Source organism: Streptomyces sp. WAC06614, assembly GCF_003949795.1.
Classification (GTDB): Bacteria; Actinomycetota; Actinomycetes; order Streptomycetales; family Streptomycetaceae; genus Streptomyces.
Genome location: NZ_RPRY01000725.1, coordinates 1 through 925, shown reverse-complemented (window position 1 = coordinate 925; position 925 = coordinate 1). Strand labels below are relative to the sequence as shown.

General features: G+C 76.8%; 1 pseudogene. It reads right to left on the bottom strand.

Annotation, left to right across the window (positions count from 1 at the left end):
- Positions 1–319 precede the first annotated feature (319 nt).
- A pseudogene (locus EF918_RS36135) lies at positions 320–925 on the bottom strand (hypothetical protein); the annotation flags it as partial.

The window sequence follows — 925 nt, the reverse complement described above, 5'->3', positions numbered from 1 at the left end:
GCCGCGGACCGCCGACCCGGCCGGGCCGTCGAAATTGTCCTCGAACGTGACGGCGGCGGCCGCCGCCGCCACGGACGGCGGGGCCGGCAGGGCCGGCGGCGGAGCAGAAGCCGCGGAGGGTGTGGACATGGGGGGCCTCGTCTCGAGTGGTCCAAACCTCTGGTCCAGGCGTTTCGTTCAAGAAGTGAAACGGCGTGGCGTGCCCCTGTCAATCCATCGTCGAGGAATTGGACGCATCCGAGTCCGCGACCGCAGGCCAGAGCCTCGGCTTCGAGTTCCGAAGCCGAGGCTCTGCGGTCGCCGGCGCCCATTCCTGGTCCTAGGCCGGGCCGCCCCAACCGCTGCTGGTCACCGAAGGCCCGCCGCCCGTCGCTCCGGCGCGGCCGGCCCCATCGGCCTCCCTGGCCTCACCGGCCGTCCCGCTGGCGCTGACCCTCGGCCGCGCCGCGGCGCCGCGGCCGGGGGAGCCGTACGGGCCGGACTGCGGGGCGGCGTACGGGTCGGACGAGGGCAACCCGGCGGAGCCGGTGCGCACCGACGGCCCCGCCGCCCCCGCCGCCCCGACCGTGCTCCCGCCGACGGACGCCGCCCCCTCGGTCGCCCGTCGGGCGACCGGCGCCGACGCGGCGGCCGCCCGCTCCGCGGACCGGTCCGCCCCGGCCGCGGGGCGCTCGATCCGCAGCACGATGTTGCGGTCCCGGCCGTCCCGCGGCCGCTCCGCGTTCCGGCTGCGTACGGTCATGGTCTCCACCGAGCCCGTTCGCTCCCACTTGCCGTACACCGCCTGGGCGTTGGGACGCCAGGTGCCCGCGTCCTGGTGCTCCACCTCCAGGTCGAAGCCGGTGGCGTCGATGTGCTCCGAGGCCCCCACGCTCCCCGGGATCTCGATCCGCCGGCTTCCCCCACCGCCCCGCGGGGTCACCAC